We start from the raw sequence: 23,161 nt of genomic DNA on the forward strand, positions 1-23,161 counted from the left end.
GGGAAGCCACCCGTAAGGCCACCTCGCAGAGAGGTGCGGGCCGCGCACGACTACAGTGGGAGCGGCTCTGATACCTGCCCCACTAGCTCACCCCATAGCTCACCGAGGAGCACCCCGTGCTTGAGGCCTTCTTCTCCGCCCTGCTGGTTCTGGTCTGCGTCGGCGTACTCGCGTTCGCCGGACTGTCCGTGAAGAAGCTGTACCAGGGTCAGCGCTGAGCCCCGTACGTCCCGTACGCCACCTAGAGATCGCCTGAGCATCCCATGATCGAGATTCCGTCCGACCTGCACCCCGACCTCGTGCCCCTCGTTTGGCTCCTCGGCAACTGGGCCGGCGCGGGCGTCACCGACTTCCCCGGCGCCGAGAAGGCGAACTTCGGCCAGGAAGTGTCCTTCTCCCATGACGGGCGGGACTTCATCGAGTACCACTCGCACACGTGGGTGCTCGACGCCGAGGGCAACAAGGTCAAGCCGCTGGAGTCCGAGTCGGGCTTCTGGCGCATCGACAAGGACCGCAAGGTCGAGACCGTGATGGTGCGCGACGACGGCGTCGTCGAGGTCTGGTACGGCGAGCTCGCCGACCAGAAGCCGCAGATCGACCTGGTCACGGACGCGGTCGCCCGTACGGCGGCCTCCGGCCCGTACACCGGCGGCAAGCGTCTCTACGGGTATGTGAAGGGCGACCTGATGTGGGTCGGCGAGAAGCAGACCCCCGAGGTGCCCCTGCGGCCGTACATGTCGGCGCAGCTGAAGAAGGTCGTCTCGCCCGAGGACGTCGCCGAGATGGCGCGCGGCCTGGGCGACCTGCCGGACGACGGCATCGCGTTCTTCAAGTAGGTCATATGGCCGGTGGGCCTACACTGCGGGTGTGGCAAGCACCGACTCCGACTGGAAGAGCGACCTGCGACAGCGCGGCTACCGGCTGACGCCGCAGCGCCAGCTTGTCCTCGAAGCCGTCGACACCCTTGAGCACGCGACCCCCGACGACATCCTCTGCGAAGTGCGGAAGACGGCGTCGGGGGTCAACATTTCCACGGTGTACCGCACGCTGGAGCTCCTGGAGGAGCTGGGCCTGGTCAGCCACGCGCACCTGGGGCACGGGGCGCCGACGTACCACCTCGCGGACCGCCACCACCACCTTCACCTGGTGTGCAGGGACTGCACGAACGTGATCGAGGCGGATGTCTCGGTGGCCGCGGAGTTCACCGCGAAGCTGCGGGACACCTTCGGTTTCGACACGGACCTGAAGCACTTCGCGATCTTCGGGCGCTGCGAGGACTGCTCGGGCAAGAAGGAATAAGAACGCCCGTCGCCGGGTCGTAGTGTGGGTGAACATGAAGAGCCCCCTCCTGTCCCTGCCCGGCGCCGTCCCCGCCGAGGGCGTGGACGAAGGCGTCGCCGCCCACTACGGCGATCTGTTCCGTGAACAGCGCGCCCTCGCCGACGGCACCGGTTTCGTCGACCTCTCGCACCGCGGCGTCGTCACCGTCTCCGGACCCGACCGGCTGAGCTGGCTGCACCTGCTGCTCACGCAGCACGTGACCGAGCTGCCCGTCGGCCGGGCCACCGAGGCGCTGATCCTCTCCGCGAACGGCCACATCGAGCACGCCCTCTATCTCGTCGACGACGGCGAGACGGTGTGGGCGCACGTCGAGCCCGGCACGCAGGACGCGCTTGTCGCCTATCTGGAGAGCATGAAGTTCTTCAACCGGGTCGAAGTCGCCGACCGCACGGACGAGTTCGCGGTCGTCTACCTCCCGGCCGGTTCGATCGCCGCGGTACCGGAAGGCGTCGTCGTACGCGAGACGGCGCAGGGCCGGGATCTCTTCCTGCCGCGTGCGTCCCTGGAGTCGTACGCCGAGGAGAGCGGCCCCGCGATCGGCATCCTCGCCCACGAGGCGCTGCGCGTGGAGGCGCACCGGCCGCGGCTCGGCTTCGAGACGGACCACCGCACGATCCCGCACGAGCTGGGCTGGATCGGCACGGCCGTGCACCTGCAGAAGGGCTGCTACCGAGGCCAGGAGACGGTCGCCCGCGTCCAGAACCTGGGCAAGCCGCCCCGCCGCCTGGTCTTCCTGCACCTGGACGGGAGCGAGGTGCATCTGCCGGCGGCCGGCACGGAGCTGCGCCTGGCCTCGGAGGGCGATGAGGGCCGGAAGCTGGGCTTCATCACCACGGCGGTACGCCACCACGAGCTGGGGCCGATCGCGCTCGCGCTGGTGAAGCGGAACGTGCCGCTGGACGCGGCGCTGAGCGCGGGCGGCACGGCGGCGGCGCAGGAGGTCGTGGTCGAGCCGTAGCGCGGGCGGTCGGGCCTCACATCTCCAGCAGCACCGTGAACGGCCCGTCGTTCGTCAGTGACACCCGCATCTTCGCGCCGAAGCGGCCACAGGCCACCGTCGCGCCCAGCGAACGCAGTTGGGCGACGACCTCGTCGACCAGGGGCTCGGCGACATCGCCGGGTGCGGCGGCGTTCCAGGTGGGCCTGCGGCCCTTCCGGGCGTCGCCGTACAGCGTGAACTGACTGACGACCAGCAGCGGCGCGTCGATGTCCGAGCAGGACTTCTCGTCGGCCAGCATCCGAACGGACCAGAGTTTTCTGGCCAGTTGAGCTGCCTTCTCCTTGGTGTCCTCATGGGTCACCCCCACCAGGACGCACAGGCCCTCGCCATTGATCTCGCCGACCGTCTCGGGGCCGTTCTCGCCCTCGACGACGACGCTCGCCCCGTCCACCCTCTGCACCACAGCACGCATACGGCCCATCATGCCGTGCTCCATACGGCCGGTACGCCCTGCGTCCGTACGGCCGACTTGCGCCGGATGCGCCGCCCGGGAGGTTGGCCTGAACCCCCCATCTGGGGCCGATTGGGGGCACTCGCTCACATAGCGGCCACCGAGGGTGGCACCATGCACACACGCGGTGTACCGCGCCGGTCGAGGGGACGGTAGAGCCACATGAGCACACCAAGTACGGGACAGCCGCTCGGATCTGTGTCGCTGACCCGCATGAGCGCTGCGCGACGTACGAACGTGCCACGCCCGCCCACGCAGCGCACGGCCAGTGCGGTGCTGTCCGGGCAGCCCGGGTACGACCTCGCCGCGCTGCTCCTGCGGGAGCTGCGCGAGCTGCGCAGGGACGCGCAGCAGAACGAGGCGGACCTGAGCTATGTCCGGCGCCTGCTGCAGGGGCGGATCGACATCCTGCGGGCCGAGGTCGCGCGCCGCAGGGACCCGGCGGCGCCGGGTCCTGAGGGCACGGGCCCGGAGGGGCCGGTCGTGGACCGCCTCTCGGAGATCCTCATGGACGGGCCCGCCCGGCACCGCTCGTCGGCCCGGCATGTGACGCTGGGCACGCCGCACAGCGCGGAGTACGGCCTCCTGGCGACGGAGATGCTCGCCGAGGTCGAGCTCTCCGACCTGGAAGCCCGCACGGACGACGAGCTGCACACGGCCATGGGGCGCCTCACCCGCTACGAACAGCAGGTTTCCCGGCGCCGCCAGCAGCTGCAGCGCACGGCGGACGATTGCAGTGCGGAGATCGCCCGCAGGTACCGTGAAGGTGAAGCACAAGTAGACGACCTGCTCGCGTGACCCGGTGATCCCGGCTTCCGCGGGCGGCCGTCACGCCACCTCCGCCCCGGAAGGCCGAAGATGACCTCCACGTCCGCCGAGTCCGTCGCCACCCCCGTCATACCCCCGGTCCTCGCCGAGGTCGTACGTTCCGGCTTCGTCGAGGGCCGCCACAGGGGAAGCCTGGTGCTGCTCGCGGCCGACGGCAGCGTGGAGCTGGCGATGGGGGACGTGACGGCCCCCGTCTTCCCGCGGTCCGCGAACAAGCCGATGCAGGCTGCGGCGGTGCTGCGGGCGGGTCTGGAGCTGTCGGGCGAGCGGCTCGCGCTCGCCGCGGCGAGCCACTCCGGGGAGGGGTTCCACCGGGACCTCGTCCAGAAGATGCTGGCCGAGCACGGCCTGACGGCGGCGGACCTGCAGTGCCCGCCGGACCTCCCGCTCGACGCGGTCGAGGCCGAGACGTATCTGGCAGCGGGTGCCGTTCGTGACCGGGTAACGATGAACTGCTCCGGCAAGCACGCGGCGATGCTGGCGGTCTGCGACCTGAACGGCTGGCCCGCGGACTCCTACCTGGACCCGCGGCACCCCCTCCAGCAGCTCGTCCTGAAGGTCGTCGAGGAAGCCGCGGGGGAGCGGGTGGCGGCCGTCGGCACGGACGGCTGCGGAGCCCCCCTGATGGCGATCTCCCTGACCGGCCTCGCGCGCGCCTTCCGGCACTTCGTCCTCGCCCCCGAGGGGACGGCGGAGCGCCGGGTCGCGGACGCGATGCGGGCCCACCCCGAGTACGTGGCCGGCACGCGCCGTCCCGACACCTGGCTGATGCGGGAGATCCCGGGTGCTCTCTCCAAGATGGGCGCCGAGGCGGTGCAGGCGTTCGCCCTGCCGGACGGCCGCGCCCTCGCCTTCAAGGTCGACGACGGCGGGATACGGGCCCTTGGCCCCGTCCTGGCCCGGGTGCTGAGCCTGGCGGGCGTGGAGGGCGACGTGCTCGCCCGGGTCGGCAGCGCGCCCCTGCTGGGCGGTGCCGTCGAGGTGGGCGGGATCCGGGCGGCGTTCTAGGCCCTTTCCGGTCCGTGGGAGCGCGCCGGCCGCGGACCGATGGTTGACCGGACTCCCGGCTCCCCTCCGGATGGGAGCCCGGTCAACCAGCTCTGTCAGCCCAGCTAGGCCGTCTGTCAGCCCGACTGGGCGAGCAGCAGGACGAGGAGCGCAGCCCCGACGCCGCTGATTTTGGTGTTCTTGGCCTTGATGCCCACGGTCAGCAGCACGAAGGCGACGATGCCCAGCGGCCCGTACTTCCACTGGATGAGCTGCTCGAATCCAATGGCGAGGGCGGCGATGGCGATGGCGATGAGCGGCATGACGTTCCCCCTTTCGGGACGGGGCGCCGAGCCCCGTCCCCTCTGGTCGACAGCCATCCGATGAGCAACCACTGGGGCCAACCCCCTAAGGGCTCCTACCAGGTTGCCTAAGTTGGCTACCAACTCCACCTGAGTTATCTCCGTGATGGCTCGATTTATAACCAGCTTCCGAGCAACTCCCCAAAGATGGCGCGAAGTTGTACTGTTTGGTTGTGAGCCCGGAACCTGCCCCCGTCAACGGGATGAAGAGGCCGCCAAGGTCGCATCACGAGGTGGCCGACGAGCTGCGCGACCGGATCAGGTCCGGGACGCTGCGCCCGGGGCAGCGCATGCCGACCCAGGCCGAGCTGGCCGACGAGTTCGGCGTCGAGCGCGGCGCGATACGCGAGGCGCTGCGCACGCTCCGGGGTGAGAACCTGCTGGCGAACGTGTCCAAGGGGAGCCCCGCCACGGTCGCCGTCGGCTCGAAGCAGGCGCTGTCCGGGCCCGGCGGCGTACAGCCGCAGCCCACCATGGTCGGCCTCGCCCCGCGCATCGCCGCGGCGTTCGAGGCCCCCCACGTGGAGATCGACGCGCTCTGTCTGACCTCCATCTCGCTCACGATGGCGATCGGGGAACCGCTCCGTCAGATTCACGCCGGACAGCGCAAACCGGCCAAGGTCGACGTCCGGGTGATGCTGCCGAGCCGCAGCATCGATCTCGCCTTTCCGGCGCCGGTGGACAGCGGGGACGACGAGGACGGCCAGGTGCACAGGCGCTGGCTCGACCAGCGGAACGCGCAGGGGCAGGTGCTCCGCCACAATCTGCTCGCGCTGCGGGCCTCGCACGGCATCGACGTGGACGTCTCGTTCCGCGCACTGCCGTTCACGCCGCCGGTGAAGCTGTATCTCCTCAACGGCTCCGAGGCGCTCTTCGCGTACTACACGCTGACCAAGCAGAGCGAACAGATCGACCACGAGTACCTGGAGATGTACGACGCCCAGGGCGCGCAGTCGATGCTCTTTCCCTTCCAGCAGGGCGACGGACTGCGGGACACGACGTTCGTGGAGCAGTCCCATCTTTGGTTCAACGCGCTCTGGGGAACGATCAGTCAGGACCTGGAGCTGGCGCGGGGCTAGCTCCAGCCCCTGACCCGAGGGTGCTAGATGGCGGGGCCGGTCATCATCAGCGCGAGGACGACGGCGCCGATGGAGCTGCAGGTGGGGCTCTTCGCCTTGATCCCGACGGTCAGGAGCAGCAGTCCGACGATGCCGGTGGTTCCGTACTGCCACTGCACGAACTGCTCGAAGGTGATGGCGCATGTCGCTGCGAGGAGGGCGAGGACGGCCATGATGGTTCCCCCTTCTGCCATCTCGGATGAGTTGGCAACCAACTTCACTTGAGTTGTCCCCACTTGGTCCCACTACATAAACAACTTCAAGACAACTGCCCGGAGATGGTGGGCAGTTGTATCGTCTGGTCGTGACCCAGGAGAACGTTGCAGTGAACGGCAGCAGAAAACTCACTCCCCAGGACATCGCAGACGCCCTCCGCGACCGCATCCGCTCCGGTGACCTCAAGCCGGGCGACCGCCTCCCCACCCAGGCGGTGCTCGCGGAGGAGTTCGGCGTGGAGCGGGGGACGGTGCGGCAGGCGTTGAAGACACTGCAGGGCGACGGACTCCTGGCCAACGTGAGCAAGGGCAGCCCCCCACGCATCGCGGCGGAGCCACCGGCATCGGCGGGCGTGGAGCCCCAGGCGTCGATGGTGGGCCTGGCCCCCCGCCTGTCGGGCGCGTTCTCGGAGCCGCAGGTGCGGATCGATGTGGTGTCGTATACGGCGGAGACGCTGATGATCGCGCTCGGAGAGCCGGTGCGTCTCATCCACGAGGGCCGTATCAGGCCCGAGTCGATCGCCGTACGCATCCTGCTGCCCAGCAGCGACATCACGCTTGCCTTCCCCCGACCGACCGGAGGGCAGGACGACGAGGGCCGCGTGCACCAGCGGTGGCTGGCCCAGCGCAACGCCCAGGGCCAGGTCCTGCGCCACAACCTGCGCGCGCTGCGGGCCTCGCACGGCATCGACGTGGACGTCTCGTTCCGCGCGCTGCCGTTCACGCCGCCGGTGAAGCTGTATCTGCTGAACCAGCAGGAGGCGCTCCTGGCCTACTACACGATCGAGCGCAGCATGCTGGACTTCGGCAGCGCTGAGATGGAGGCGTTCGACGTGTCCGGGCTGAAGTCGCCCCTGTTCTCCTTCGAGAAGAACGCGGCCCCCCGGGACGCCGCGTTCGTGGAGGAGTCCCAGAAATGGTTCGACGCGCTCTGGGCAACGATCGCGACGGAGTTGACACTCTCTTAGTGACTCCTGACGCGACGCAGACTGAGTGGATGGCAGAAGAGACCGAAAAGCTGCGGGAACTGATCAAGCGAGCCCGCTTTGTCCTCTTCGACTTCGACGGACCCATCTGCCGGCTGTTCGCCGGCCACTCGGCCGAGCGGATCGCGAGTGATCAGGTCCGCTGGCTCGAGGAGCGGGGCCTGCGCGGTCTGCTGACCCCGGAGGAGCGGGCGCAGCCCGACCCCCATGCCGTCCTGCGGGCGGTCGACCGCAGACACCCCGGCAGCGATCTGGTGGGCGAGCTCGAAGAGCGGCTCACCCATCAGGAACTGACGGCGGTGGCGTCGGCATGGCCCACCCAGTACGCGGACCCCCTCATCATGACGTGGCACGCCATGGGCTCCCGTCTGGCCGTCACCACCAACAACTCACCGCGGGCGGTCTCCCGCTATCTCGAAGGCCGTGGCCTGAGCCATTGCTTCGCCCCGCACATCTACGGCCGCACCCAGGACCTGCATCTCCTCAAGCCGAACCCGCACTGCCTCAACCGCGCCCTCAACGCGATGGGCGCGAAGCCCTCGGCCGCGCTGATGATCGGCGATGCCCCCACGGACTACCAGGCGGCGGAGGAGGCAGGAGTGGCCTTCCTGGGCTACGCGCGTAACGAGCGCAAGGCGAAGCTGCTCAAGGACGCAGGGGCGGCTTGTGTGGTGAGCTCGCTGGAGCCGGTACTGCGGGTGTTGCGCGACAAGGCCTGAACGCCGGGTGCTCAGGCCTGTGCCATCAGGAGCATGAAGACCAGGACGGACAGCGAGACGCAGGCCCTGTTGCGCGCGTGTATGCCGATCGCGAGCAGGCTCAGGGCCAGAAGCCCCGGAGTGCCGTACCGCGACTGGAGCAACTGCTCGATGCCGAAGCCGATTGCGGCCGCGAGCAACTGGAAGAAGACCATGGGACCCCCACCCCTCTTCGTTCGCCGGGCGGACCAGCGAAGCGATCAACTTTCCGTCCAATTGGACTGGTTGACTTGAGATTGGTGTGCCCTGGCCGACTGATCCCTTAACCAACCGCCCTGCCGTGCAACCAATGTGACTGGAAGCGGTTTGTCAGAGGTGCGGCAGAGGTACGGTCGCCGTGTGGTCGGTGAGCGGTCCGGTGAAGGCGGCGGCAGCGAGTTCCGGCGGGTCTCGGACGCGCTGCACTCCCGCTTGGTCGACGGCACGTACCCCCTGGACAGCCTGCTCCCCCCCCAGCGCGAGCTCGCGCGCGAATTCGACGTCTCCAGGGACACCATCCAGCGGGTGCTGAGGGAACTCATCAGCGAGGGCCTCGTCCGTTCCAAGCAGGGGAGCGGGTCGCGGGTGGTGAAGGCGCAGCTGGCCCACATGAGTGCCGGGGGCGGGAGAGCGGGCGGCAGCACCGGCCGTGTCTCGCTCGGGCCGATCATCGGTGCGGCCTTCGAGGCCTCCCGGGTCACCCTGGACGTCTTCACCCTGACCTCCGAGTCGCTGGACGCCCACATCCGTGTACAGGCGGAACGCATACGGGTCCGGGCGATCGAGCCGGAGCGCATCGCGGTCCGCATCCTGCTGCCCTCCGAGGATCTCGACCTCCCCTACCCCCGCGCCAAGGACGACCCGGCCGACCCGCGTCCGCAGCTGCGCCTGCGCGACATCACCCGGCGGCACACGGCGTCGCTGCGCAACGCGCTGCGGGACCTGCACACCGAGGGCCTGGTGGCGGAGGTGGACGTGGAGGTGCGCAGAGTGCCGCTGACGCCGGCGTTCAAGCTCTACGTACTGAACGGCACGGAGGCGCTGCACGGCCCGTACGAGGTGATCGAGCGCCGCATCCAGCTGGATGACGGCGAGGAGATCGACGCCCTGGACGTGCTCGGTCTGGGCTCGGCCCTCACGCACTACGTGCGCGAGGAGGACCCCGAATCGCAGGGAGCCCTCTTCGTCTCCAGCATGCAGGCCTGGTTCGACTCGTGCTGGACGCTTCTCGCGAAGTCGTGAGCGAATCGGCACCAAGCGGAAATTCGTCGAACGCCACGTCCCTCAGGAGTGGCGCCTCCCTCTTTGAGCCCATCGTTTACCGGTCTCGCGTCGTCCGGTGTCTCGCGCGCCACTAGGGTGTGCATCACTTTCACCTCCCTCGCGTGACTATTCAGCTATTCAGGAGCAGCCCGTGGGCATTCCTGTGCCCGGTCCTCCTTCCCTGGCGCCTTCCGGCCCTCCCCTCACGGGGTCCGCCGACGAGAACGAAGCACTCGACGTGCACGACGTGTACGACGGATTCGTCGAGCACGCCTTGCGGCACGGGACGGTCAGCGGGGGCCACCACAACCAGAACTACGTGCTTCCGCTGACGCAGTCCATGGCCCGGCTGGTCGACCGCTACCCGGGGCGGCCCGTCACCGTGCGGCTGCGGCGCCAGGATGCGCTGCCGGTCGTCATCCGGACCTGGCAGGACGAGTCGGAGATCCTGCGGGCCATCAAGGGCGTGCTGCCCCACGTGCCGGAATGCCTGGCCAAGCGCGGCGACTCCGCGGTGCACAGCTATGTGGAAGGCGTGCCGTTCTCCAGCATCTGCCAGAACGGCAAACCGGTCGACTCCTTGCTGATCAAGGCCCTGGCGACGCTGCTCGCGCAGATGACCCAGGTGCGCAGGGAGGCCCTGCCCCCGCTCCCGGCCGACTGGCCCCGCATGGACAAAGGCGGGCCCACGTTCCTGCGGACTCTCGCGCATCTCGCGGAGCGTCAGATCCGCCAGCCCAATTGGACGGAGTTCGGCGGGCTTTTCGCGGCACTCGGCATTCCGGACGACGCGCTGCTCAGGCTGGCGGAGCGCGCGCCGAACATGGCCCGCCGCCCCTACAGCCTGCTCCACACAGACCTGCACCGCGACAACGTGATCTTCTCCTACGGAGGTGATCCGCCGCTGATCTGCGTGGACTGGGAGCTGGCAACGTACGGCGATCCCCTGCACGACCTGGCCACGCACCTCGTCCGCATGCGATACCCGGACCATCAGTGGGATGAGGTGATCGCGGCCTGGGCGGAGGCGATGGAGCGCCTCAGGCCCAGGGCGGTCAACGGCCTGGGCCGGGACCTCGACCACTATGTGGCCTTCGAGCGCGCGCAGTCCGTCTACCCGGACGTCATGCGCGCCGCCCGGTCGCTGGGGAGTTCGCCGGACCAGAAGAGCCTCGACGAGGCGACCTACGCCGTGCGCAAGGCGCTGGAAGCCGCGGCCGTTCCGCTGCAGTTGCAGGGCGTGCCGGACGCGGAGGAGATCCAGCGGGTGCTGTTCCGCTGGTGGGCTGCCCGGCTCGGGGGGCGGGCCGAGGGAATCCGGCAGGCGACCCCGATCTCCTGGGAGCCGAACGAGCGCGTGCCGGAGCATCCCGCGTTCCCCCGGTCCGCCGTGCTCGAAGCGCTGATCGCCGAAGGGGCCGCCCCGGCCTCCCGCGTCTACAAGGGGACGGCCCACCTCAACACCGTGGTCCGGGTGGACGGCATCACCTTCCCGGTCGTGATCCGGCGGAAGCTGACCTCGGCCGAGCGGCGCGAGCGCAGCATCCTCAGTGAGCACGCGGTGCTGCGGGCCATCGAGGATTCGGGAGAGCCGGTGCGGGCCCCCCGCGTACTGGCGCTGGGGGCAAGTCACTTGAAGGACGGGTTCGCGATCCATTCCTACGAGGGGTCAGGTGCCGGAGACCTGCCGCCGGACCACCCCGTGGACGGATTACGCCCCGCCGAAGCCGACCATCTGGTCGATCAGTTGGGTGCGTTGGCCCGGATCGACACCCAACAGCTGGACCCGACGGTCGGCAAGACGGATTTCTACCGGTGGCTCTGCGACGAACTGGCGCGGCTGGTCATGTATCTCCCCAAGGAATCGCAGAAGCTGGCAAGGGAGCTCGGTCTGCCGGACGGCTACCGGCTCTGGGAGATCTTGATCCGTCACCGGCTGACACCACGCCGGCCCGCCTTGCTGCACGGAGATCTCAACCCCTGGAATCTCGTACGCCGTGACGGTGACGACGGACCGCTCACCGTCATCGACTGGGAGATGGCGATGATCGGTGATCCGCTGTACGACCTGGTCCGCCACATGCATCTCACCCCGACCCGCCCCGAGATCAGACAGCGCATGTTCGGCCGCTGGGTCGCCCGCCTGCCGGAGGCGTGCACTGCAGGGTGGCAGGAGGAATGGAAGGTGTACCGCTGGATCGAGGTGGTTCGGTCCGCCTACGTGGACCTGGACCGACTCGTCACCGGGGCCGACCTGGACGCCCCCAACGTGCAGCGGGCCGTGGACTCGTATGCGATGACACTGGCCACGGCGCAGGCATCGCTGGGGCTCCGCCCCAGCCCGACGGCCAATCCCTATCTTGCCCGGGCGCTCCCGCACGGCCAGCATGGAGGAATGAGAGCGGCGCCGTAGAGGCACGCTCGGGGGAGGGCTCTTGCCAGGGGCAGCGAGTGGTGCAGCGGGCGGTGGCTTCACCGGATGGCTTCGTCGATACCGGGCCCGGTACGAGTCGGCGGCCACCCGTGTCCTGCTGCTCGGCATCTTTGTGACCGGGCTGACCGCGCAGTTCGTGAAGCCGGTCGGAGACGCGATCGCGGGGCAGGTGTTTCTGGGGGGGAGCGCTGCTCAGCCTGGTCGGATATGTGCTGTACAACGCGGTGCAGGAACTCGCCGTCTCGACCCGGCCGCCCGACAGGGGCCTGGTCAACTCCCGGGACCTGGGCAGTCTCGTGGGCGAGGCCTTCCACTCCAGGAAGGTGGAGATCTGCTTCCTCGGCTATACGGGCGAGACGCTCTACAACGAGCTGTATCACCGGCTGGAGAGCCTTCTGGACGACCCGGGGCCGACAAAGCGGGTGTCGGTCAGGATGCTGATACCGGACTTCGGGCGTGAGATGGCCGTGCCCTCGCGCGTCGGCCCCGACGGGAAACCCGTCGACTACCCCGAATTCCGTGCACGGCTCGAGGCCAAGTGCCGGGAGTACGACCAGATTCTGTCCAGGCTCGCCGACCGGTTGACCGCCGACGGCAGGGTGCTGGTGCACTGCGAGTACCGCCTGTACAACGGGGATCCGCGGGACAAAGTGTGCATCTTCAACAAGGAACTGGTGCTGTGCGGCCTCTACGACGTGGTCGCCACCATGTCCTTGCAGGATCCCGACTGCGAGGTCTACGACCCCAAGGGCTACAACACGGACCTTGCCGTCCGTTCCCGCAAGGAGGGGACGGCAGCCGCCGAGACGGCTGTCGCGACACAGATCAGCCACTTCGAGGGGGTGTGGAGTCTGGCGGCCACACCTTCGTGGCGCCGGTGACCCGCCCCCTCACGCCGTCCGCCTCCTGAACAGCGCCCCCGACGCCGCCGCCGAAGCCGCCAGGATTCCCGCGCACCAGGTCAGGGCCACCCAGGGTGTGCTGCCCACCGGCTGGGCGAGGAGCAGGCCGCGGAGGGATTCGATGACCTGCGTCACCGGTTGGTTGTCGGCGATGGGGCGGAGCCAGCCGGGCATGGTGGAGGTGGGGACGAAGGCGCTGCTCGGGTAGGGGAGGAAGCTCACGAAGAAGGTGAAGCCGCCCGCCGCCTCCGGGGACTTGGCCAGCAGGCCCACCGTTGCCGAGAGCCAGGACAGCGCCAGGATGAAGGCGAGGAGGACCCCTGCCGCCGCGAGCCAGCCGGGCAGGGTCGCCGTTGGGCGGAAGCCGATCGCGAAGGCCAGGGCCAGGACCAGGGTCGTCGCGATCACGTTGCGGGCCACCGAGGCGAAGACGTGGCCCGTCAGGATCTGCGGGCCGCCGATGTCCAGGGAACGGAAGCGGTCGATGATGCCGCCCTTCAGATCCTCCGTCACCGCCACCGCCGTGTTCGCCGAGCCGAAGCCGGCGCAGAGGAGCAGGACCCCGGGGACCACGTACGTGACGTACGAGGAGGTGTCCGTCCTGATCGCGCCGCCGAAGAAGTAGACGAAGATCAGGAGCAGCATCACCGGGAGCGCCATCGCCGTGATCAGGGCGTCCACGTTGCGGCGGCTGATGCGGATCGCCCGGCCGGTCATGATCAGCGCTTCAGACATGGGTCATCCCCGGGGTGTGTGAGGGGGCCGTGGTCGGGGGCTTGCTCCGTGGGTCCGTGAGGCTCAGGAAGACGTCGTCCAGCGTCGCCGTGCGGAGCGTGAACGTCGCGAAATCCGTGCGGTCCGGGTCCAGGTCGTCCAGCAGGGTGCGTACGTCCGCTGCCGTGCCGTCCGTCGGGAAGCCGAGCGTCAGGGTCTCGGGGGAGTGGTGCGTGGCCCGGCCGGACAGGCGCAGGTAGGCCTCGTGGGTGGTGAGCGACGCCTCCAGGCGGTGGCCGGACACCAGGGACTTGAGGGCCTGCGGCGAGCCCTCCGCCGCGATCATTCCCTCGTGCAACACCGCGATGTGGTCGGCCAGTTGGTCTGCCTCCTCCAGGTACTGGGTCGTCAGGAAGACCGTCGTGCCGTGTGCCGTGAGGTCGCGCACCACCTCCCACATCTCCTGGCGGCTGCGCGGGTCCAGGCCCGTCGTCGGCTCGTCCAGGAAGATCACCTCCGGGTCGCCCACCAGGCCCGCCGCCAGATCGACGCGGCGGCGCATCCCTCCCGAGTACGTGCGGACCAGGCGGTCGGCCGCTTCCGTGAGGTCGAAACGGGTCAGCAGTTCGGCTGCCCGTGCGCGGGCCGCGGCGCGGGGCAGGCCCACGAGCCTCGCCATCATGCGGAGGTTCTCCGCGCCCGTCTGCGTCTCGTCGACCGCCGCGAACTGACCGGTGAGGCTGATCGCGCGACGGACCTCGCGACGCCCCGTACGGATGTCATGGCCCGCCACCCGTGCCGTGCCCGTGTCGGGGGTGGTGAGCGTGGTGAGGATGCGGACGGCTGTGGTCTTGCCTGCGCCGTTCGGGCCCAGGAGCGCGAAGACGGTGCCGGGCGGGACGTGGAGGTCGATGCCGCGGAGTACGGGGGTGGCGCCTCGGCCGCCGGATCGGCCGTAGGTCTTGGTGAGGGCTGTCGCCTCGATGGCCGGAGTGGCGGCTGGGGGTGGTGGGGGCATGCGGGACTCCTTTACTGCGTATGGTCTACGCGTTACCGAGTAAGGGTTACGCAGAACTACGATGTGCGTCAAGCACGGCAGCTCAGGAGGAGGAGGCGACGGCGGGCCATGGCGGCGGACGAGGCAACTGGTGAGGGTGCGCGGGACGAGGGCGAAGGCGTGGGGGGCTCGGGGCTTTCCGCGAGCCTCGAAACCGCCTGGGGGCTGCGCGAGCGGCCCTCGAAGGGGCCCAAGCCCGGCCTGAGCCTCGATCGCATCGTCGACGCGGGCATCGCCATCGCGGCCGCGGAAGGCATCGGCGCGGTCACCATGGGGCGGGTCGCCAAGGCGCTCGGCGCCTCGCCGATGTCCCTCTACCGGTACGTCTCCGCCAGGGACGAGCTCTACGTCCTCATGCAGGACGCGGCGACCGGCTTCCCGCCCGAGATGCCCGCGGCGATCACGGGGTGGCGGGCGCGGCTGGAGTGGTGGGCGCGGGCCCAGCGCGAGGTCTTCCGGCGCAACCTGTGGCTCGTACGCATCCCCATCACCTCGCCGCCCGTGTCCCCCCACTCCCTGGAGTGGATGGAGCAGGGGCTCGCGGCGCTCGACGGCAGCGGGCTAGAGGAGGGCCAGAAGCTCTCCGTGCTCATGCTGGTGGGCGGGTTCGTGCGGAACGAGGTCGTCTTCATGGCCGATCTGGACACGGCCATGAGGGCGGGGGGCAAGGAGCCCGACGAGGTGATGCGGCAGTACGCACGCACCATCGACGCCCTCACCTCGATCGCCCCCGAACGCTTCCCGGCGCTGCGGCGGACGCTCGCGACGGGCGTACTCGACGTCGCGGACGCCGAGGACACGGAGTTCGAGTTCGGGATCGGTCGGGTGCTGGACGGGGTGGCGGTGTTGATCGGGGATCGGTGACGTCTGCGGTGTCTCCTACGCGTACTGCTCCAGCCCCGACCGCAGCTGGCCGAAGGCCCGGTTCGCCGCCACCACCGCGTCCGGCCACACCGCTTCCGCGCTCTCGCCCGCGTCGATCCGGCGCCAGTTCTCCAGGGCGAGGATGCGCTGTACGGCGATGATCTGGCCGGCGGCCAGGCGCGCGGCGAGCGCTTCCTCGTCCGACGCCTCCTCCGACGCCGACCCGTTCGGTGCCTTCCTGGACGCCTCGCTCAACGCCTCGCCCAGCGCTTTCTCCGACCGCTCCTGGTACCCGTACAGCCGTGCCACCAGGGACGGCGTCCCGTACAGCAGGCGGTGGAAGGCGAGTACGTGGACGTTGTCGCACAGGCCGGTCACCGGGTCCTGGCGCTCCAGGCCGTCGAGGAAGTGGCGCTGCAGGGTGTCCAGGGGGGAGCGCTTCGGGGGGCGCCCGGCCACCACCCGCGCGGCCTCGTCCACGTGGTCCGCGAACCGGTGGAGTACGAGGTCCTCCTTGGCCGGGAAGTACCGGAACAGGGTCGGCTTCGAGATGTCGGCGGCTGCCGCGACCTCAGCGACCGGCACCTTCTCGAAGCCCTTCTCCAGGAAGAGGGCGATCGCCGCGTCGGAGACCGCCTGGTACATCCGCTGCCGCTTGCGCTCGCGCAGGCCGGGGGTGGGGCCAGGGGTGGGGTCGGAGCCGGGGTCGCCGCCCGCTTTTTCGTCCGTCATGGCGGGAGAGTATCGCATCGCTGAGTCGCGGTAACGAATTTAACTTGGCGACAAATTTAACTCGGTTACATTATTCTCGGTCGTATGACGCGACCCGACGAAGCCCTGGCCCAAGAACGCCGCTTCCACGACACCTGCCGCGCCGCCCTCACCGGCATGGTCGACGGCGCCGAGGAGCAGGTCGTCAGCGGAGCCGATGTCTCCGCGTCCGGCGCCGACGCCGAAGTCCTCGGCTACCAGTTCCGCAGCCACGCCAAAGCGATGCGCGAACTTCCCGAGGCTCCCCTCTTCTTCGGCCGTCTCTCCTTCGCCGCCGACGGTCCCGAGGCCGCCGAAGCCGGTGAACACCGCGGGCAGAGCTACCACATCGGCCGCCTCCGCATCAGCGAACACCCCTCCGCCCCGCCCCTCGTCGTCGACTGGCGCGCCCCCGTTTCCCGCGCCTTCTACCAGGCGGGATCCCGCGACCCCCAAGGTGTCGCCGTCCGCCGCCGCTTCGGCTGGGCCCCCGGCAGCAAGGGCGACTCCGCCGACCTCACGGGCCTGGAGGACGAGCCGCTGGCCGCCGCCAAGCCGGACACCCTCACCGGCGGCACGTCGCACACCCCCGGCGGACCGGAGGTCTCGATCGCGCCGGACGAGCCCACGACCCCGGCCCCGCCACCCCCGCACGGCAGCCGCATCCTCGCCGGAGAGATCGAGCGCCCCCGCGTCGGCCCCATGCGCGACATCGCCGCCACCATCCAGCCCGAGCAGGACGACCTCGTCCGCGGTGAACTCACCGCATCCGTCTGCGTCCAGGGCGCCCCCGGCACCGGCAAGACGGCCGTCGGCCTGCACCGCGCCGCGTATCTCCTCTACACCCACCCCCAGCGCGTGCAGCGCGCCGGACTCCTCATCCTCGGCCCCAACCGCACCTTCCTCCGCTACATCGCCGAGGTGCTCCCCTCCCTCGGCGAGACCGGCGTACGGCAGTCCACCGTCGCCGACGAGATCGCCAGGGCCACCGCGCCCGTACGCGCCCAGGACAGCGAGGCCGCGGCGAGCGTCAAGCACGACGCCCGTATGGCGGAGGTCCTGCGCCGCGCGCTCTACTCGCGCGTCGCACCGCCCGCCAACTCCATTGCGGTGCCGGACGGTTCGTACACCTGGCGAGTCCCGCTCGGCGACCTGGAGCGGATCATCGCGGATGCCCGCGCCGAGGAACCCCCGTACGCCGTCGGGCGCGAGCGCGTGCGCACCCGTGCCGTCCGGCACATCCAGGAGCAGGCCGAGCGCCGCGCCGGGGCCGTGAACAACGCCTGGCTGCAGAAGATCTCCCGCGCCCGCTCCGTCTCGGCGTTCGTCGACGAGGCCTGGCCCAAGGCGCGGCCCGGCGAGGTGCTCGCCGCCCTGCTCGCCGACCCGGAGGCGCTGGCCGCCGCGGCCGACGGCATCCTCGACGCCGACGAGCAGCGGGCGATCCGCTGGGCCAGTCCCCCGCGCTCGTACAAGTCGGCGAAGTGGTCCGCCGCGGATCTCGTTCTGCTCGACGAGATCGCCGGGCTGCTCGAACGCCCCGGCGGCTACGGCCACATCGTCGTCGACGAGGCGCAGGACCTCTCCCCGATGGAGGCCCGCGCGATCGCCCGCCGTGCCGACTTCGGCTCGCTCACGGTTCTCGGGGACCTCGCCCAGGGGACCACCCCGTGGGCCGCCCGCGGCTGGCCCGAACTCCTCGCCCACCTCGGCAAACCCGACGCCTCCGTCACCCCGCTGACCATCGGCTTCCGTGTCCCGAAGGCGGTCGTGGGCCTCGCCAACCGCGTCCTCGCCTCGCTCGACGTCGACGTACCGCCCGCTCGGTCGCTGCGTGTGGACGGGGAGTTGAGGATCCGGGAGGTGCGGGACGTGGGCGCGGCCACCGTCGACGCGGTGCGGGCCGCGCTGGTCCGCGAGGGCTCGGTCGGCGTCATCGCCGCCGACGCGGACACCGCCCGCCTGCGCGAGGCCCTCACCGCGGCGGGCATCGAGAGCGCGGGCCCGGACGACCTGGGCGCACGCGTGACGGTGCTGCCGGCGTCCATGGCGAAGGGGCTGGAGTACGACCATGTCGTGGCCGTCGAGCCCGCGGCCATCGCGGAGGCGGAACGCCGCGGGCCCAGCCGCCTCTACGTGGTCCTGACCAGGGCGGTGTCCCGACTCGACGTGCTGCACAGCAGGCCGCTGCCCTGGGAAGGGTGAAGCTCCCCCGCCTTCACTTAGATGCCGTTGCGGTTATATATCCGCAGAGGTATGTTCGGGATATGCCCATACCGTTCGACGTACTCGCCGAGCCGAGCCGCCGGAAGATCCTCGATCTGCTGCTGGAGCGCCCCCATCTGGTCGGCGAGATCACCGAGCGGGTCGGCCTGAGCCAGCCCGGCACGTCCAAGCACCTGCGGGTCCTGCGCGACGCGGGGCTCGTGCGGGTGCGGCAGGACGCGCAGCGCCGCTGGTACGAGCTGCGGCCCGAGCCCCTCGCCGAGCTCGACGCATGGCTCGCGCACTACCGGCACCTCTGGGCGGACCGGCTCGACGCCCTCGAACGGCACCTCGACGTCATGGACGGTGAGTCCTGATGACGATGACCATGGACGCTGAGTCCTGATGAACATGGACGGTGACTCCTCATGAACCCGCACTCCGACACGCTCACCCCCGCCGGCGGCGGCCGGAACGTCCTGCGGATGGAGCGCCGCCTCGCGCACCCGCCCGCCACGGTCTGGGCCGCGATCACCCGGCCCGAGCACCTCGCCCAGTGGTTCCCCTCCGAGGTGACCCTGGAGCTGCGGCCCGGTGGCGCGATGGGCTTCCACTTCCCCGGCGACGAGGGCCCCGGCATGACCGGCGAGGTCACCGACGCGGACGAGCCCCGCCTCTTCGCCTTCACCTGGGGCGACGACCACCTGCGCTGGGAGATCGCCCCGGACGGCCCCGACGGCCGCGGCTCGCTCCTGACCCTCGTCCACACCTTCGGCGACCGCTTCGGCGCCCCGAGCTTCGCCGCGGGCTGGCAGCTGTGCGTCTCGGCGCTGGGCCAGTTCCTCGACGGCGGGCAGGCCGAGGTGAGCCGGGACGCGGGCGAGCTGCACGAGGCGTACCTGGAGCAGTTCGACCTGGGCCACGGGCAGGTCACCGACGACGGCATCCGTTTCGAGCGGCAGCTGGTGCGGTCCGCCGACGCGGTGTGGGCCGAACTCTGCTCGGGCGAGGTGCCGTTGGAGGGGGACACCGCGCCCGACGGGTTCCTCGCGGACGGCGTGTCCGCGGGCCCGGTCACCGCGCTGCGGGCGCCGGTGTCCCTCACGTACGCCGTGCATCCCAAGGGTGAGGTGCGCTGGGAGTTCGGCGAGGGAACGGGCTACGGCACCCGGCTCGTCCTCACGCAGAGCGGTCCCTTCGACAGCGTGGCGGCCACGGACGAGGCGCTCGCCGCCTGGCACGCCCGCATCGAACGTCTTGCGGGACAACTCCTGGAGGGCTGAGGGCGGGCTCTGTCGTGCTGACGGGGTCAGTCGGCGAGTACCGCTTCCATGACCGCCTTCGCGATCGGCGCCCCCAGCTTGCCGCCGGCGATCTCCGAGCGCGGGATGTTCATGTCCTTCGGGTCCACGAACACCGCGACCGCCACCGGCGACGAACCGTCGTCCTGCTTGGCGTACGAGACGAACCAGGCGTACGGCCGTTCGTCGTTGACGTTCGAGCCGTGCTGGGCGGTGCCGGTCTTGCCGCCGACCGTGACGCCGTCGATCTGCGCCTTGTTCGCCGTGCCCTTATCGACGGTGTTCTCCATCATCTCCTGCACCTTGCCCGCGGTGTCCTCGGAGACGGCCTGGCTGAGCTCCTCCGGCTTCCCCTTCTCGATCGTCGAGAGGTCGGGGCCGCGCAGCTCCTCCACCATGTACGGCTTCATCACCTTGCCGTCGTTGGCGATGCCCGCCGCGACCATCGCCATCTGCAGCGGCGTACTGGTCACACTGCCCTGGCCCATGCCGGTCAGGGCGGTCTGCGGCTTGTCGAGGCCGTCCGGGTAACTGCTCGCGGACGAGCGCACGGGGACGAACTGCTGCTTGTTGAAGCCGAACTTCTCCGCCGTCTCGCGCATGTCGTCGTCGCCGACCTTGAGCGCGGCGTCGAGGAAGACGTTGTTGCACGACCACTGCATGCCGACCTTCAGGGAGGCCTTGTTGCAGGGGGCGCCCGGCACGTCGTTGCCGATCGTCGTCGAGCTGAGCGGCAGTTTGTAGGGGGCCTTGGCGCCGGTGGGCTCGTCGATGTCGTCGATCGCGCCGTGCTCCAGGGCGGCCGCCGCGGTGAGGATCTTGAAGGTGGATCCGGGCGGGTAGATCTCACGGAGCGCCCGGTTGGAGAGCGGCTTGTCCTTGTCCTTCCTGAGCTGCGTGAACTCCTTGCCCTCCTTCGCCGAGATCCCGGCGAAGACCGAGGGGTCGTACGAGGGGGTGCTCGCCATCGCGAGCACCTTCCCGGAGCGCGGGTCGAGCGCGACGACCGCGCCCCGGGCGTCGAGGTCCACCAGGCCCTGGTAGGCGGCCTTCTGGGCCTTGGGGTCGATGGTCGTGATGACGTCGCCGCCCTGGCGCTTCTCGCCGGTCAGCATGTCCAGGGTGCGGCGGATGAAGAGGCGGTCGTCGTCGCCGCTGAGCACGTCGTTCTCGACGCCCTCCAGGAAGGTCGCGCCCTGGGCCTGCGAGAAATAGCCGGTGACCGGCGCGTACATGGGGCCCTCCTTGAAGACCCGCTGGTACTTGAAGTCGGTGCCGCTGACTTCCTTGGAGCCGGTGATCGGCTTGCCGCCGACGATGATGTCGCCCCGGGGGTGGGAGAAGGCCTCGATCTGGACGCGCCGGTTCTTGTCGTCCTTCGCGAGCGACTCGCCGTCGACGAACTGCACCCAGTTCGCCCGCAGGAGCAGGGCGAGCGTGAGTATCCCGCAGAAGACGGCTATGTGACGCAGCGGCTTGTTCATCCGGTCCCCCAAGACCCGCGAAACCAGTTGGCAATGACGCCTCATCATGCGCACGGATTTACGGATCTATCCGATGTTGTTGCTGAATGGTCACACTCGAACCGGGTCCCGGTGCTCCCCTCGAAGGACCTCGATCACGCTCGCGTAGCTGTCGGAGCCGTGCCCGGCGGCACTCGTCCGCTCCATGGTGGCCTTCAGGAGTTCCGGCAGCGCGTTGTCGACACCGCGGTCGGCCGCCGCGTGGATGAGGTGCCCGATCGCCGCGATCTGTACGTCGACGGTGGCGTCGTCGCCCGGATAGTGCCCCGCGTCCACCTGGGGCGCGTAGGTCTCCAGGAACCCGGCGACCGCGTGCCGCATCCAGCGGACGGCGACGGGAGTGAAGTCCGTGGCCCGGGTAGCCTCCGCGCCGACCAGGGCCGTGCCGTGCAGCCAGCCGGTGAACGTGGACCACATGAGGCCGAGCAGGGCGGCGTCGTAGAGCGAGGCGCGGCCCGTCTCCGCGCCCAGGTACAGCGGGTCGCCCAGTGCGGCGAGGGCGGGGCGGTACGTCTCGAACACCTCGGCCGAGCCGCTGTAGAGGAACATCATCTCGGGGCTGCCGACACCCGGCGGCGTGGTCATGATCGCCCCGTCGAGGTAGCCGAGGCCCAGCGAACCGGCCCATTTGGCTGCCGCTTCGGCCTGCTCCGGGGAGCCGGAGGTGACGTTGACCAGGGCTTTTCCGGCGAGTGGCCCGGCGGGTGCTGCGGAGCGGGCCGACGCGGCGACGGGGTCCAGGACGGCGTGCAGGGCGGTGTCGTCGAGGACGCAGGCGATGATCAACGGGCTTGCGGCGACGGCCTCTTCGGGGGTGGCGGCCAGGCGGGCACCCCGGGCGACGAGGGGCGCGGCCTTGGCGGGGGAGCGGTTCCAGACGGTGGTGGGGTGGCCGCTCGCCAGGAGGGTGGCGGCGAGGGCGGCGCCCATGTTGCCGAGCCCGATGACGGTGACGGGGGTTTTGCCGGTCGTGTTCTCTGCGTGAGTGTTCTCTGCGTTCATGTGGACCACGCTCGCAGCGGGCGGCGGCACCGGACAGTGACAGGGGTGACGGTGGCCACCAAATTCCTGCCACGTCCCGGCGCGGCTTACGCTCGGCGCATGAGCGCTGGTTCCGTGGCCCTGGTCGTGACCGAGGAGATAGCGATCCCGTCCTGGGATCTGTACGAACTGAGCATCCCCTGCACGGTGTTCGGAAAGCCGCAGCCCGATCTGTCGGACCACTGGTACGACCTCCGGCTGTGCAACGCGCACGCGGGTGGGGGCGAGGGCGGCTTTGACTCCCGCTCCGGCCTCATGGTGCGTACCCCGTACGGCCTCGACGACATCGTCGGGGCGGACACGGTCATCGTCACGTCCGTGCCGGACGCCTGCGTGGAGGAGGGGCGCCCGCTGCCCGAAGGCCTGGCGGCGGCGCTGCGTCGCGCGTACGACGCGGGTGCCCGCATGGTCTCCCTGTGCACCGGCGCCTTCGCGCTCGCCGAGGCGGGGCTGCTCGACGGCCGCAGGGCCACCGCGCACTGGATGCACACGGCCCAACTGGCGGCCCGCTACCCGAAGGTGGAGGTCGACGACTCCGTCCTGTACGTGGACGACGGCGACGTCCTGACCAGCGCGGGCGTGAGCGCGGGCCTCGACCTGTGCCTGCATCTGGTCCGCCGCGACCTGGGCGCGCACGTGGCCAACCAACTGGCCCGCCGCATGGTCGTCCCCGCGCACCGCCCGGGTGGCCAGGCCCAGTTCATCGACCTCTCCGTCCCCGCGACGGACGACGAGGGCCTGGGCCCCGTACTCGACTGGGCGCGTGCCCGCCTCGACCGCCCCCTGACGGTCGACGACCTGGCCCGCCGCGCGTCGATGAGCCCGCGCACCCTCTACCGGCGGCTCCAGGCGGCCACCGGCACGACCCCGCTCCAGTGGCTGCTCAACCAGCGCCTGGCCCGTGCCCAGAGCCTCCTCGAATCGACGTCCGCCCCGATCGACAAGATCGCCGAACTGAGCGGCCTCGGTACGGCGAACAACCTCCGGCACCATTTCCTCAAGCAGGTGGGGGTGTCACCGGGGGACTACCGGCGGGCGTTTGGTGCGGGCGCGGGGGTTGTCGGTCGCCGGTAGTAGGTCCA

At 70.1% G+C, this 23,161-nt stretch carries 25 protein-coding genes; 16 read left to right on the forward strand and 9 right to left on the reverse strand.

Annotated elements, in window-relative coordinates; all coding sequences use genetic code 11:
- Positions 1–263 precede the first annotated feature (263 nt).
- Genes OG302_RS22845 through OG302_RS22855 form a run of 3 tightly spaced genes read left to right on the forward strand, consistent with a single transcriptional unit; the run spans position 264 to position 2,299 of the window.
- Complete coding sequence (locus tag OG302_RS22845) at positions 264–836, forward strand: FABP family protein (protein WP_249589121.1); 573 nt, start codon at positions 264–266, stop codon at positions 834–836.
- Positions 837–867: 31 nt separating this feature from the next.
- A complete protein-coding gene (locus OG302_RS22850) occupies positions 868–1,299 on the forward strand; it encodes a transcriptional repressor (RefSeq protein ID WP_361831908.1) in 432 nt (143 codons plus the stop codon).
- 34 nt (positions 1,300–1,333) lie between these two features.
- On the forward strand, positions 1,334–2,299 hold the full coding sequence (locus tag OG302_RS22855; protein ID WP_371528470.1) for a folate-binding protein YgfZ: 966 nt from the start codon (positions 1,334–1,336) through the stop codon (positions 2,297–2,299).
- A 16-nt stretch (positions 2,300–2,315) separates the two neighbouring features.
- Here OG302_RS22855 and dtd read toward each other — a convergent pair whose 3' ends face one another.
- The gene (gene dtd, locus OG302_RS22860) at positions 2,316–2,753 is read right to left on the reverse strand and encodes a D-aminoacyl-tRNA deacylase (protein ID WP_361831912.1); all 438 of its coding nucleotides are present in this window, start codon (positions 2,751–2,753) and stop codon (positions 2,316–2,318) included.
- Between the two features lie 201 nt (positions 2,754–2,954).
- Here dtd and OG302_RS22865 point away from each other — a divergent pair, with 201 nt between their 5' ends.
- Together OG302_RS22865 and OG302_RS22870 are read left to right on the forward strand one after the other, a co-directional pair.
- A complete protein-coding gene (locus OG302_RS22865) occupies positions 2,955–3,590 on the forward strand; it encodes an ABC transporter substrate-binding protein (protein WP_371528471.1) in 636 nt (211 codons plus the stop codon).
- 60 nt (positions 3,591–3,650) lie between these two features.
- A complete protein-coding gene (locus OG302_RS22870) occupies positions 3,651–4,628 on the forward strand; it encodes an asparaginase (RefSeq protein WP_371528472.1) in 978 nt (325 codons plus the stop codon).
- A 116-nt stretch (positions 4,629–4,744) separates the two neighbouring features.
- On the opposite strand, the gene OG302_RS22875 is transcribed toward OG302_RS22870, so the two are convergent.
- On the reverse strand, positions 4,745–4,930 hold the full coding sequence (locus tag OG302_RS22875) for a hypothetical protein (RefSeq protein ID WP_361831918.1): 186 nt from the start codon (positions 4,928–4,930) through the stop codon (positions 4,745–4,747).
- Positions 4,931–5,172: 242 nt separating this feature from the next.
- Here OG302_RS22875 and OG302_RS22880 point away from each other — a divergent pair, with 242 nt between their 5' ends.
- Positions 5,173–6,048: a FadR/GntR family transcriptional regulator gene (locus tag OG302_RS22880; RefSeq protein WP_371750197.1), complete on the forward strand. Its 876-nt coding sequence runs from the start codon at positions 5,173–5,175 to the stop codon at positions 6,046–6,048.
- A 23-nt stretch (positions 6,049–6,071) separates the two neighbouring features.
- On the opposite strand, the gene OG302_RS22885 is transcribed toward OG302_RS22880, so the two are convergent.
- On the reverse strand, positions 6,072–6,260 hold the full coding sequence (locus OG302_RS22885; RefSeq protein ID WP_361831921.1) for a hypothetical protein: 189 nt from the start codon (positions 6,258–6,260) through the stop codon (positions 6,072–6,074).
- Positions 6,261–6,385: 125 nt separating this feature from the next.
- On the opposite strand from OG302_RS22885, the gene OG302_RS22890 reads away from it, so the two are divergent.
- Together OG302_RS22890 and OG302_RS22895 are read left to right on the forward strand one after the other, a co-directional pair.
- On the forward strand, positions 6,386–7,270 hold the full coding sequence (locus OG302_RS22890) for a GntR family transcriptional regulator (protein ID WP_371750198.1): 885 nt from the start codon (positions 6,386–6,388) through the stop codon (positions 7,268–7,270).
- Positions 7,219–8,007 (forward strand): HAD family hydrolase, encoded by a 789-nt coding sequence (locus OG302_RS22895; RefSeq protein WP_371528473.1) that lies wholly within the window; start codon positions 7,219–7,221, stop codon positions 8,005–8,007. Before OG302_RS22890 ends, OG302_RS22895 begins: the two co-directional genes overlap by 52 nt.
- Before the next feature lie 11 nt (positions 8,008–8,018).
- Here the strand turns inward: OG302_RS22895 and OG302_RS22900 are convergent, their stop codons facing one another.
- Positions 8,019–8,201: a hypothetical protein gene (locus OG302_RS22900; protein WP_371528474.1), complete on the reverse strand. Its 183-nt coding sequence runs from the start codon at positions 8,199–8,201 to the stop codon at positions 8,019–8,021.
- Positions 8,202–8,385: 184 nt separating this feature from the next.
- Here OG302_RS22900 and OG302_RS22905 point away from each other — a divergent pair, with 184 nt between their 5' ends.
- From OG302_RS22905 to OG302_RS22915, 3 genes are all read left to right on the forward strand, one after another.
- Positions 8,386–9,267, forward strand: coding sequence for a winged helix-turn-helix domain-containing protein (locus tag OG302_RS22905; RefSeq protein ID WP_371528475.1), 882 nt, complete (start codon positions 8,386–8,388; stop codon positions 9,265–9,267).
- A 172-nt stretch (positions 9,268–9,439) separates the two neighbouring features.
- Positions 9,440–11,701 carry a phosphotransferase family protein gene (locus tag OG302_RS22910; RefSeq protein ID WP_371528476.1) on the forward strand — a complete coding sequence of 754 codons (2,262 nt, stop codon included), beginning with the start codon at positions 9,440–9,442 and terminating at the stop codon, positions 11,699–11,701.
- Between the two features lie 230 nt (positions 11,702–11,931).
- Positions 11,932–12,603: a hypothetical protein gene (locus tag OG302_RS22915; protein WP_371528477.1), complete on the forward strand. Its 672-nt coding sequence runs from the start codon at positions 11,932–11,934 to the stop codon at positions 12,601–12,603.
- Positions 12,604–12,612: 9 nt separating this feature from the next.
- Here the strand turns inward: OG302_RS22915 and OG302_RS22920 are convergent, their stop codons facing one another.
- Together OG302_RS22920 and OG302_RS22925 are read right to left on the reverse strand one after the other, a co-directional pair.
- Positions 12,613–13,359, reverse strand: coding sequence for an ABC transporter permease (locus OG302_RS22920; protein WP_371528478.1), 747 nt, complete (start codon positions 13,357–13,359; stop codon positions 12,613–12,615).
- Entirely contained in the window at positions 13,352–14,356 is a 1,005-nt protein-coding gene (locus tag OG302_RS22925) for an ABC transporter ATP-binding protein (protein WP_371528479.1), read from the reverse strand. Before OG302_RS22925 ends, OG302_RS22920 begins: the two co-directional genes overlap by 8 nt.
- Positions 14,357–14,464: 108 nt before the next feature.
- On the opposite strand from OG302_RS22925, the gene OG302_RS22930 reads away from it, so the two are divergent.
- Positions 14,465–15,259 (forward strand): TetR/AcrR family transcriptional regulator C-terminal domain-containing protein, encoded by a 795-nt coding sequence (locus tag OG302_RS22930; protein WP_371528480.1) that lies wholly within the window; start codon positions 14,465–14,467, stop codon positions 15,257–15,259.
- A 15-nt stretch (positions 15,260–15,274) separates the two neighbouring features.
- Here OG302_RS22930 and OG302_RS22935 read toward each other — a convergent pair whose 3' ends face one another.
- Positions 15,275–15,991 carry a TetR/AcrR family transcriptional regulator gene (locus tag OG302_RS22935; protein WP_371528481.1) on the reverse strand — a complete coding sequence of 239 codons (717 nt, stop codon included), beginning with the start codon at positions 15,989–15,991 and terminating at the stop codon, positions 15,275–15,277.
- A gap of 84 nt (positions 15,992–16,075) precedes the next feature.
- On the opposite strand from OG302_RS22935, the gene OG302_RS22940 reads away from it, so the two are divergent.
- From OG302_RS22940 to OG302_RS22950, 3 genes are all read left to right on the forward strand, one after another.
- Positions 16,076–18,214, forward strand: a complete 2,139-nt coding sequence (locus OG302_RS22940) for an AAA family ATPase (RefSeq protein WP_371528482.1) — start codon at positions 16,076–16,078, stop codon at positions 18,212–18,214.
- Positions 18,215–18,276: 62 nt separating this feature from the next.
- A complete protein-coding gene (locus tag OG302_RS22945; RefSeq protein WP_371528483.1) occupies positions 18,277–18,591 on the forward strand; it encodes an ArsR/SmtB family transcription factor in 315 nt (104 codons plus the stop codon).
- A gap of 51 nt (positions 18,592–18,642) precedes the next feature.
- Positions 18,643–19,497: an SRPBCC family protein gene (locus tag OG302_RS22950; protein WP_371528484.1), complete on the forward strand. Its 855-nt coding sequence runs from the start codon at positions 18,643–18,645 to the stop codon at positions 19,495–19,497.
- Between the two features lie 26 nt (positions 19,498–19,523).
- Here the strand turns inward: OG302_RS22950 and OG302_RS22955 are convergent, their stop codons facing one another.
- Both OG302_RS22955 and OG302_RS22960 read right to left on the reverse strand, forming a co-directional pair.
- Entirely contained in the window at positions 19,524–20,999 is a 1,476-nt protein-coding gene (locus OG302_RS22955; protein ID WP_371528485.1) for a peptidoglycan D,D-transpeptidase FtsI family protein, read from the reverse strand.
- 90 nt (positions 21,000–21,089) lie between these two features.
- Complete coding sequence (locus tag OG302_RS22960) at positions 21,090–22,040, reverse strand: NAD(P)-dependent oxidoreductase (RefSeq protein WP_371528486.1); 951 nt, start codon at positions 22,038–22,040, stop codon at positions 21,090–21,092.
- Positions 22,041–22,139: 99 nt separating this feature from the next.
- On the opposite strand from OG302_RS22960, the gene OG302_RS22965 reads away from it, so the two are divergent.
- Positions 22,140–23,153 carry a GlxA family transcriptional regulator gene (locus tag OG302_RS22965; RefSeq protein WP_371528487.1) on the forward strand — a complete coding sequence of 338 codons (1,014 nt, stop codon included), beginning with the start codon at positions 22,140–22,142 and terminating at the stop codon, positions 23,151–23,153.
- Positions 23,154–23,161 lie beyond the last annotated feature (8 nt).

The sequence above is a fragment of the Streptomyces sp. NBC_01283 genome, from assembly GCF_041435335.1.
Classification (GTDB): domain Bacteria; phylum Actinomycetota; class Actinomycetes; order Streptomycetales; family Streptomycetaceae; genus Streptomyces.

What these genes read in the sequence shown, in the direction of transcription:
- OG302_RS22945 (WP_371528483.1), top strand. Translation starts at nt 18,277, where the DNA reads ATGCCCATACCGTTCGACGTACTCGCCGAGCCGAGCCGCCGGAAGATC.
- OG302_RS22965 (WP_371528487.1), top strand. Translation starts at nt 22,140, where the DNA reads ATGAGCGCTGGTTCCGTGGCCCTGGTCGTGACCGAGGAGATAGCGATC.
- OG302_RS22895 (WP_371528473.1), top strand. Translation starts at nt 7,219, where the DNA reads ATGGTTCGACGCGCTCTGGGCAACGATCGCGACGGAGTTGACACTCTC.
- dtd (WP_361831912.1), bottom strand. Translation starts at nt 2,753, where the DNA reads ATGCGTGCTGTGGTGCAGAGGGTGGACGGGGCGAGCGTCGTCGTCGAG.
- OG302_RS22960 (WP_371528486.1), bottom strand. Translation starts at nt 22,040, where the DNA reads ATGAACGCAGAGAACACTCACGCAGAGAACACGACCGGCAAAACCCCC.
- OG302_RS22920 (WP_371528478.1), bottom strand. Translation starts at nt 13,359, where the DNA reads ATGTCTGAAGCGCTGATCATGACCGGCCGGGCGATCCGCATCAGCCGC.
- OG302_RS22885 (WP_361831921.1), bottom strand. Translation starts at nt 6,260, where the DNA reads ATGGCCGTCCTCGCCCTCCTCGCAGCGACATGCGCCATCACCTTCGAG.
- OG302_RS22940 (WP_371528482.1), top strand. Translation starts at nt 16,076, where the DNA reads ATGACGCGACCCGACGAAGCCCTGGCCCAAGAACGCCGCTTCCACGAC.
- OG302_RS22855 (WP_371528470.1), top strand. Translation starts at nt 1,334, where the DNA reads ATGAAGAGCCCCCTCCTGTCCCTGCCCGGCGCCGTCCCCGCCGAGGGC.
- OG302_RS22880 (WP_371750197.1), top strand. Translation starts at nt 5,173, where the DNA reads ATGAAGAGGCCGCCAAGGTCGCATCACGAGGTGGCCGACGAGCTGCGC.
- OG302_RS22935 (WP_371528481.1), bottom strand. Translation starts at nt 15,991, where the DNA reads ATGACGGACGAAAAAGCGGGCGGCGACCCCGGCTCCGACCCCACCCCT.
- OG302_RS22925 (WP_371528479.1), bottom strand. Translation starts at nt 14,356, where the DNA reads ATGCCCCCACCACCCCCAGCCGCCACTCCGGCCATCGAGGCGACAGCC.
- OG302_RS22900 (WP_371528474.1), bottom strand. Translation starts at nt 8,201, where the DNA reads ATGGTCTTCTTCCAGTTGCTCGCGGCCGCAATCGGCTTCGGCATCGAG.
- OG302_RS22950 (WP_371528484.1), top strand. Translation starts at nt 18,643, where the DNA reads ATGAACCCGCACTCCGACACGCTCACCCCCGCCGGCGGCGGCCGGAAC.
- OG302_RS22875 (WP_361831918.1), bottom strand. Translation starts at nt 4,930, where the DNA reads ATGCCGCTCATCGCCATCGCCATCGCCGCCCTCGCCATTGGATTCGAG.
- OG302_RS22845 (WP_249589121.1), top strand. Translation starts at nt 264, where the DNA reads ATGATCGAGATTCCGTCCGACCTGCACCCCGACCTCGTGCCCCTCGTT.
- OG302_RS22870 (WP_371528472.1), top strand. Translation starts at nt 3,651, where the DNA reads ATGACCTCCACGTCCGCCGAGTCCGTCGCCACCCCCGTCATACCCCCG.
- OG302_RS22865 (WP_371528471.1), top strand. Translation starts at nt 2,955, where the DNA reads ATGAGCACACCAAGTACGGGACAGCCGCTCGGATCTGTGTCGCTGACC.
- OG302_RS22955 (WP_371528485.1), bottom strand. Translation starts at nt 20,999, where the DNA reads ATGAACAAGCCGCTGCGTCACATAGCCGTCTTCTGCGGGATACTCACG.
- OG302_RS22930 (WP_371528480.1), top strand. Translation starts at nt 14,465, where the DNA reads ATGGCGGCGGACGAGGCAACTGGTGAGGGTGCGCGGGACGAGGGCGAA.